The organism is Streptomyces sp. NPDC024632 (assembly GCF_055559175.1).
Genome location: NZ_JBVHLD010000001.1, coordinates 126,572 through 135,007 on the forward strand (window position 1 = coordinate 126,572; position 8,436 = coordinate 135,007).

General features: G+C 70.3%; 7 protein-coding genes. 5 read left to right on the top strand and 2 right to left on the bottom strand.

Annotated features, from left to right (window positions below):
* Positions 1-64: 64 nt before the first annotated feature.
* The gene (locus ACZ37P_RS00585; RefSeq protein ID WP_355333869.1) at positions 65-403 is read right to left on the bottom strand and encodes a hypothetical protein; all 339 of its coding nucleotides are present in this window, start codon (positions 401-403) and stop codon (positions 65-67) included.
* Positions 404-455: 52 nt separating this feature from the next.
* Complete coding sequence (locus ACZ37P_RS00590; protein ID WP_355334680.1) at positions 456-1,403, bottom strand: heme o synthase; 948 nt, start codon at positions 1,401-1,403, stop codon at positions 456-458.
* 312 nt (positions 1,404-1,715) lie between these two features.
* On the opposite strand from ACZ37P_RS00590, the gene tkt reads away from it, so the two are divergent.
* Genes tkt through pgl form a run of 5 tightly spaced genes read left to right on the top strand, consistent with a single transcriptional unit; the run spans position 1,716 to position 8,321 of the window.
* Positions 1,716-3,818 (top strand): transketolase, encoded by a 2,103-nt coding sequence (tkt, locus tag ACZ37P_RS00595; RefSeq protein ID WP_467344176.1) that lies wholly within the window; start codon positions 1,716-1,718, stop codon positions 3,816-3,818.
* A 34-nt stretch (positions 3,819-3,852) separates the two neighbouring features.
* On the top strand, positions 3,853-4,971 hold the full coding sequence (gene tal, locus ACZ37P_RS00600) for a transaldolase (RefSeq protein WP_355333874.1): 1,119 nt from the start codon (positions 3,853-3,855) through the stop codon (positions 4,969-4,971).
* 10 nt (positions 4,972-4,981) lie between these two features.
* Entirely contained in the window at positions 4,982-6,511 is a 1,530-nt protein-coding gene (gene zwf, locus ACZ37P_RS00605) for a glucose-6-phosphate dehydrogenase (protein WP_391044285.1), read from the top strand.
* A complete protein-coding gene (opcA, locus tag ACZ37P_RS00610) occupies positions 6,508-7,545 on the top strand; it encodes a glucose-6-phosphate dehydrogenase assembly protein OpcA (protein ID WP_355333876.1) in 1,038 nt (345 codons plus the stop codon). The genes zwf and opcA overlap by 4 nt, the downstream gene beginning before the upstream one ends.
* Positions 7,542-8,321 carry a 6-phosphogluconolactonase gene (gene pgl / locus ACZ37P_RS00615; protein WP_355333878.1) on the top strand — a complete coding sequence of 260 codons (780 nt, stop codon included), beginning with the start codon at positions 7,542-7,544 and terminating at the stop codon, positions 8,319-8,321. The genes opcA and pgl overlap by 4 nt, the downstream gene beginning before the upstream one ends.
* Positions 8,322-8,436 lie beyond the last annotated feature (115 nt).

Here is an 8,436-nt window from a genome sequence, read left to right on the forward strand (position 1 = left end):
TCCCGGTCTCCCGGCCTCCTGGCTTAACGGACGAGGGCGCCGTCAGGTGTGGGCGCGGCGGCGGTCAGGTGTTGGCCGGGCCGCCGATCTGCATCCCGGCCATCCGGGTCCACTCGTACGGGCCGGTGCGGACCCGGCCCGCGAACTCCCCGTCGAAGTCCTCGTGGACGGTGACGCCCGCGTCGGCGACGGCCGCCCGCGCCATGGCGTACGTCGGTGCGACGAGGTCGCCCCAGGCGCCGTCCGGCGCGACGAGCACGATGCGCGCGCCGCGCTCACCGATGTACGCGATGTTCGCCTCGGCGGCGCCGCCGTGCTTCTTGCCGAAGGCGTCGATCTGCCGGACGAGCCGGGCGGTGCGTCGCGCCTCGCGCGGGTTCTCCTGAACCGTGTCATCAGCCATACCGCTGATGCTACTTCCCGGTAACCGCCGAGGGCACCCCGCCGGAGGGGACTCAGTGCAGGAAGGGGTCGACCGCCACCGCGACGAACAGCAGGGTCGCGTAGGTGATGGACCAGTGGAAGAGCCGCATCTCCTTGAGCTTCGCGCCGGTGACGCCCGCCTTGGCGCGGGCGTGCAGGCCGTGCGCCTCCTTGAGCCAGAACGCGCCGAGTACGGCCGCGACCACCGGGTAGAACCAGGAGGTCTCGCCCAGCGGCCACCACAGTGCCAGGGAGGTGATCACCATCACCCAGCTGTAGAGGACGATCTGCCGGGCCACGACCTGGTTGCCCGCGACGACCGGCAGCATCGGGACGCCGACCCGCTCGTAGTCGTCCTTGACCTTCATCGACAGCGGCCAGTAGTGCGGCGGCGTCCAGAAGAAGAGGACGAGGAAGAGGACGAAGGGCGCCCAGGCCAGCTCGTCGCGCACGGCGGACCAGCCGATGAAGACCTGGAGACAGCCCGCGACCCCGCCCCAGACGATGTTCTGCGCGGTACGCCGTTTGAGACCGAGGGTGTAGACGAAGACGTAATAGAGGATGGCCGTCAGCGACAGCCCGGCGGACAGCGGATTGACCAGCGTCCAGAACCAGACCGTCGAGACGACGGAGAGCGTGATGCCGAAGACGAGTCCTTCGCGCGGCGACACCAGACCGGTCACCAGCGGACGCTGCTCCGTACGGTGCATCAGCGCGTCGATGTCGCGGTCGATGTACATGTTCAGCGCGTTCGCACCGCCGGCCGACAGATAGCCGCCGACCACCGTGGCGATCACGAGCCACAGATCGGGCACCCCGCCGGCGGCGAGGAACATCACCGGAACCGTCGTGATGAGCAGAAGTTCGATGATCCGCGGCTTGGTCAGCGCCACGAAGCCCATCACACGGGCTCCGAACGGGCGGTGACCGGAGGAGCCCGTCCCGATGACCCCAGCGGGTCGGGATTCGACGGCCGTCACGAACACCCCAAGAGAAGAGATGAAGTCCAGCAAGTCCGGTCACCTGCGGAGGCGCGGGACCCGGTGAGACTTGCGCGTACCACGCCACTCTAGACGCAGGGAATACTCCGTCCGCTTTTGGGGGGTGGAGAGTGTCGCTCGACCCGGTTCACCAGGCGTTCACCGCGTTCAGGAGGCGAAGACCGGCGTACCGGGGCAGGATCGAAAAGGTGAGCGCCTGTACGGCGGTAGGCTCGACAACGCCGGGTAGGCACCACGTCACCGGCGTTTTCAACATGTGGACAAGCATGTGGAGAGGAGCCCTGACCCAGGGTGAGCAAGCAGCCGACCACCACAGACCTCGAGTGGACCGATCTGGACCGGCGGGCCGTTGACACCGCCCGCGTCCTGGCCATGGATTCCGTGCAGAAGGTCGGCAACGGCCATCCCGGCACGGCGATGAGCCTGGCCCCGGCGGCCTATCTGCTGTTCCAGAAGGTCATGCGGCACGACCCGGCGGACGCCGACTGGGTCGGCCGGGACCGCTTCGTGCTCTCCGCGGGGCACTCCAGCATGACCCTCTACACGCAGCTCTACTTCGCCGGTTACGGCCTGGAGCTGGCCGATCTGGAGGCGCTGCGGACCTGGGGTTCGCAGACCCCCGGCCACCCGGAGTACGGCCACACCAGGGGCGTCGAGACGACGACGGGGCCGCTCGGCCAGGGCGTCGCGAACGCGGTCGGCATGGCGATGGCGTCCCGTTACGAGCGCGGCCTGTTCGACCCGGACGCGGCGGCCGGCACCTCGCCGTTCGACCACACCATCTGGGCCGTCGCCGGTGACGGCTGCCTCCAGGAGGGCATCTCCGCCGAGGCGTCCTCCATGGCCGGTCACCAGAAGCTCGGCAATCTCGTCCTGCTCTGGGACGACAATCACATCTCCATCGAGGGCGACACCGAGACCGCCGTCTCCGAGGACACCGTCAAGCGGTACGAGGCGTACGGCTGGCACGTCCAGCGCGTCACTCCGCTGGAGAACGGCGACCTCGACGTGCACGCCCTGCACGCCGCGATGCTCGCCGCGAAGGCCGAGACCGAGCGCCCGTCGTTCATCGCGGTCCGCTCGATCATCGGCTGGCCCGCGCCGAACAAGCAGAACACCGGCGCCGCGCACGGCTCGGCGCTCGGTGAGGACGAGGTGCGCGCCACCAAGGAGATCCTGGGCTTCGACCCGGACAAGCACTTCGACGTGGCCGAGGACGTCATCACGCACACGCGTGCGGTCGGCGACCGCGGCCGCGAGGCCAAGGCGGAGTGGGAGAAGTCCTTCGCCGCCTGGCGGACCGCCAACCCCGAGCACGCGGCGACGTACGACCGGATCGAGGCCGCCGAGCTGCCCGAGGGCTGGGAGCAGCACATCCCCGCCTTCGAGACCGGCTCCTCGCTCGCCACCCGCGCCGCGTCCGGCAAGATCCTGGAGGCGCTGGGCCCGGTCATCCCCGAACTGTGGGGCGGCTCCGCCGACCTCGCCGGGTCGAACAACACGACGATCGACAAGAATTCGTCGTTCCTGCCGACGGGCAACCCGCTGCCGGGCGCCGACCCGTACGGCCGTACCGTGCACTTCGGTATCCGTGAGCACTCGATGGCCGCCGAGATGAACGGCATCACGCTGCACGGCAACACCCGGGTCTACGGCGGCACCTTCCTGGTCTTCTCGGACTACATGCGCAACGCGGTCCGGCTGTCCGCGCTGATGCACCTGCCGGTGACGTACGTGTGGACGCACGACTCGGTCGGTGTCGGCGAGGACGGTCCGACGCACCAGCCGGTGGAGCACCTGGCGTCGCTGCGCGCGATCCCCGGTCTCAACGTGGTGCGGCCCGCCGACGCCAACGAGACGGCCGTCGTGTGGCGCGAGGTGCTCAAGCGCTGGACGAAGGTGTTCGGCAAGGGCGCGCCGCACGGCCTGGCGCTGACCCGGCAGGGCGTGCCCACGTACGAGCGCAACGAGGACGCGGCGCGCGGCGGTTATGTGATGTTCGACGCGACGGACGCCGACGGCGCGGCGACCGCGCCGCAGGTCGTCATCATCGGCACCGGTTCCGAGGTGCAGCTCGCGGTGGGCGCGCGTGAGCAGCTCCAGGCGGCCGGGGTGCCGACCCGCGTGGTGTCGATGCCGTGCGTGGAGTGGTTCGACGAGCAGGACCAGAAGTACCGCGACAGCGTGCTGCCCAAGGACGTGAAGGCGCGGGTGGCGGTCGAGGCAGGTATCGGTCTGACCTGGCACCGCTTCGTGGGTGACGCGGGACGCATCGTCAGCCTTGAGCACTTCGGTGCCTCGGCCGACGGCAAGGTGCTCTTCCGTGAGTTCGGGTTCACCGCGGACGCGGTGGCCGCCGCGGCCCGGGAATCACTCGACGCCGTTGATCGCTGACGCAGGTAAACGACAAGTAGGAGATGCAAATCCCATGACAGACGCACTCAAGCGCCTCTCCGACGAAGGCGTCGCGATCTGGCTGGACGACCTGTCGCGCAAGCGCATCACGTCCGGCAATCTGGCCGAACTCATCGACGAGCAGCATGTGGTGGGTGTCACCACCAACCCGTCGATCTTCCAGAAGGCGATCTCCCAGGGCGACGGCTACGACCAGCAGCTCGCTGACCTCGCCGCCCGGCGGCTGACGGTCGACGAGGCGATCCGCATGATCACCACCGCGGACGTCCGGGACGCGGCCGACATCCTGCGGCCGGTCTTCGACCGGACCGACGGCCAGGACGGCCGGGTCTCGATCGAGGTCGACCCGCGGCTGGCGAACAACACGAAGGCCACCGTCGCGGAGGCCAAGCAGCTCGCGTGGCTGGTCGACCGGCCGAACACGCTGATCAAGATCCCGGCGACGCCCGCGGGGCTGCCCGCGATCACCGAGGTGATCGGCAAGGGCATCAGCGTCAACGTCACGCTGATCTTCTCGCTGGAGCGCTACCGCGGTGTGATGGACGCGTACCTCTCCGGTCTGGAGAAGGCCAAGTCCGCCGGGCTCGACCTGTCGCTGATCCACTCGGTCGCCTCGTTCTTCGTGTCCCGCGTGGACACCGAGATCGACAAGCGGCTGGAGAAGCTGGGCACCGACGAGGCGAAGGCGCTCAAGGGCAAGGCGGCCGTCGCCAACGCGCGGCTGGCCTACGAGGCGTACGAGGAGGTCTTCTCCTCCGACCGCTGGCTGGCCCTGGAGAAGTCCGGCGCCAACAGGCAGCGCCCGCTGTGGGCCTCGACCGGCGTCAAGGACCCGGCCTACTCCGACACGCTGTACGTCACCGAGCTGGTCGCGCCGAACACGGTGAACACCATGCCGGAGGCCACGCTGGACGCCACCGCCGACCACGGCGAGATCACCGGCGACACCGTGACCGGCACGTACGCGCAGGCGAAGGCCGAGCTGGCCGCCGTGGCGGCGCTCGGCATCTCCTACGACGACGTCGTGCAGCTCCTGGAGGACGAGGGCGTCGAGAAGTTCGCGACGGCCTGGAACGAACTGCTGGCCTCCACCCAGGCGGAACTCGATCGGCTCGCTCCTTCGGAGGCCTGAGTTGTCCACGCTGACATCTTCGGAAGGCAACCCGCTGCGGGATCCGCTGGACCGGCGGCTGCCGCGGATCGCGGGCCCGTCCGGCCTGGTCATCTTCGGCGTGACGGGCGACCTGTCGCGCAAGAAGCTGATGCCGGCCGTGTACGACCTGGCCAACCGCGGTCTGCTGCCGCCGGGCTTCGCGCTGGTCGGCTTCGCCCGCCGCCAGTGGGAGAACGAGGACTTCGCCCAGGAGGTCCACGACGCGGTCAAGGAGCACGCCCGCACGCCCTTCCGTGAGGAGGTGTGGCAGCAGCTCGCCGAGGGCTGCCGCTTCGTGCAGGGCGACTTCGACGACGACACCGCCTTCGAGACGCTGAAGGCGACCATCGAGGAGCTGGACAAGGCGCGGGGCACGGGCGGCAACTTCGCCTTCTACCTGTCCGTACCGCCGAAGTTCTTCCCCAACGTGGTGCAGCAGCTCAAGAAGCACGGGCTGTCGGACGGCACCGGGGACTCCTGGCGGCGCGCGGTCATCGAGAAGCCGTTCGGCCACGACCTGGCGAGCGCGATGGACCTCAACCAGGTGGTGCACGAGGTCTTCCCGCCCAACGAGGTCTTCAGGATCGACCACTACCTGGGCAAGGAGACCGTCCAGAACATCCTGGCGCTGCGCTTCGCCAACACGATGTACGAGCCGATCTGGAACCGGTCGTACGTCGACCACGTCCAGATCACCATGGCCGAGGACATCGGCATCGGCGGCCGGGCCGGGTACTACGACGGCATCGGCGCCGCGCGCGACGTGATCCAGAACCACCTGCTGCAACTGCTGGCGCTGACCGCGATGGAGGAGCCCGGCTCCTTCCACCCGAAGGCGCTCACCGCGGAGAAGCTGAAGGTGCTCAGCGCGGTCGTCCTCCCCGACGACCTCGGCAAGAACACCGTGCGCGGCCAGTACGCGCACGCCTGGCAGGGCGGCGAGGAGGTGCTCGGGTACCTGGAGGAGGACGGCATCGACCCCAAGTCCAAGACCGACACCTACGCGGCCGTGAAGGTGGAGATCAACAACCGGCGCTGGGCGGGTGTGCCGTTCTACCTGCGGACCGGCAAGCGGCTGGGCCGCCGCGTCACCGAGATCGCGGTGGTCTTCAAGCGGGCGCCGTATCTGCCGTTCGAGTCCGGGGCCACCGAGGAGCTGGGGCAGAACGCCCTGGTCATCCGGGTGCAGCCGGACGAGGGCGTGACAGTGCGGTTCGGTTCGAAGGTGCCCGGCACCTCGACCGAGGTCAGGGACGTGACGATGGACTTCGCGTACGGCGAGTCCTTCACCGAGTCCAGCCCGGAGGCGTACGAGCGGCTCATCCTCGATGTGCTGCTCGGTGACGCCAACCTCTTCCCGCGCCACCAGGAGGTCGAGATCTCCTGGACGATCCTCGACCCGATCGAGGAGTACTGGGACAAGCACGGCAAGCCCGCCCAGTACGCGTCCGGCACCTGGGGACCGGTCGAGGCGGACGAGATGCTCGCACGAGACGGCAGGAGCTGGCGTCGGCCATGAAGATCGATCTGACGGACACCACGTCCGCGAAAATCAACTCGGGTCTGATCCAGGCCCGGCGGGCGATCGGCACTCCCGCGGTCGGGATGGTGCTGACCCTGGTCATCGTCACCGACGAGGGCAGTGCCTACGACTCGCTCAAGGCCGCCACCGAGGCGTCCAAGGAGCACCCGTCGCGGATCCTGGTCGTCGTCAAGCGGCCGGGCCGTTCGCCGCGGGACCGGGCGAGCGCCCGGCTCGACGCGGAGGTGCTGGTCGGCTCGGAGGCGGGCACCGGCGAGACCGTGATGCTGCGGCTGCACGGCGAGCTGGCCAACCACGCCGAGTCGGTGGTGCTGCCGCTGCTGCTGCCCGACGCCCCCGTGGTCGTCTGGTGGCCGGACAACGCGCCGGACAACGCGGCGGAGGACCCGCTGGGTCGCCTCGCGCAGCGCCGGATCACGGACGCCGCGGCGGCCGAGGACCCGGTGGCGTCGCTCGGCGTCCGCGCGGCCAGTTACTCGCCCGGCGACACCGACCTGGCCTGGACCCGGATCACCCCGTGGCGTTCGATGCTCGCGGCGGCCCTGGACCAGAAGCACTCGAAGATCACTGACGCGATCGTCGACGGCGAGGCGTACAACCCGAGTACGGAACTGCTCGCGCTGTGGCTCGCGGACCGGCTGGGTGTGCCGGTGGAGCGCAGGGTCTCCGACGGCCCCGGCATCACCGCGGTGCGGCTGGCGACGGCCGACGGCGACATCTGCCTCGACCGGGCGGACGGCGCGCTGGCGGAGCTGGCGATGCCGGGTCAGCCGGACCGGCATGTGGCGCTCAAGCGGCGTGAGACCTCCGAGCTGATCGCGGAGGAGCTGCGCCGTCTGGACCCGGACGACATATACCGCTCCACCGTGCAGTTCGGGGTCAAGCACCTGGTCAACAACCCCGGCGGCGCGGAGACGGTGAGCCCGGACGGCACCGTCACGGCGAAGGACAAGACGCCCAGCGCCGCCAAGCGGGCCGCCGTGGCCAAGAAGGCGGAGAGCGCGAAGTGAGCACGCCACAGGTGGTCGTCCACCGGGACAAGGAGCTGATGGCGCAGGCCGCGGCGGCCCGGCTGATCACCAAGGTCGTGGACGCCCAGGCCGCCCGTGGCACCGCTTCGGTGGTGCTCACGGGCGGGCGCAACGGCAACGCGCTGCTCGCCGCCCTCGCCGCGTCCCCCGCGCGTGACGCGGTGGACTGGGCGCACCTGGACCTGTGGTGGGGCGACGAGCGGTTCGAGCCGGACGGCGACCCGGAGCGCAATGTCACGCAGGCCCGCGCGGAGCTGCTGGACGCGGTCCCGGTCGATCCGTCGCGGGTGCACGCCATGCCCGCCTCGGACGGGCCGTACGCCGACGCCGACGAGGCGGCCGAGGCGTACGCGGCGGAGCTGGCCGCGGCGGCGGGTCCCGAGGACCGGCTGCGGGTGCCGGCCTTCGACGTGCTGATGCTGGGGGTGGGGCCCGACACGCATGTGGCGTCGCTCTTCCCCGAGCACCCCGCGGTGCGGGAGAGCGAGCGGACGGTCGTCGGTGTGCACGGCGCTCCGAAGCCGCCGCCGACCAGGATCTCGCTGACGCTGCCCGCGATCCGCGCAGCCCGCGAGGTGTGGCTGCTGGCGGCGGGCGAGGACAAGGCTTCGGCGGTGGCCCTGGCGCTGTCGTCCCCGGGTGAGTTGCAGGCGCCCGCCTCGGGTGCCTACGGGCGGTCCAGGACCCTGTGGCTGCTGGACCGGACCGCGGCGGCCAAGCTCCCGCCGCAGCTGTATCCGCCGGCCTCGTCGTAGGCCGTCCGAGCGGCCCTCGGCCTGGTCGCTCGCCACCGCGGGGGGGGGGGGGGGGGGGGGGGGGGGGGCGGGGGGGGGGGGGGGGGGGGGGATCGCGCAGAGGGCGGGAGGTGCG

Coding starts and splice junctions, on each gene's coding strand:
- tal (WP_355333874.1), top strand. CDS start 3,853: ATGACAGACGCACTCAAGCGCCTCTCCGACGAAGGCGTCGCGATCTGG.
- opcA (WP_355333876.1), top strand. CDS start 6,508: ATGAAGATCGATCTGACGGACACCACGTCCGCGAAAATCAACTCGGGT.
- ACZ37P_RS00585 (WP_355333869.1), bottom strand. CDS start 403: ATGGCTGATGACACGGTTCAGGAGAACCCGCGCGAGGCGCGACGCACC.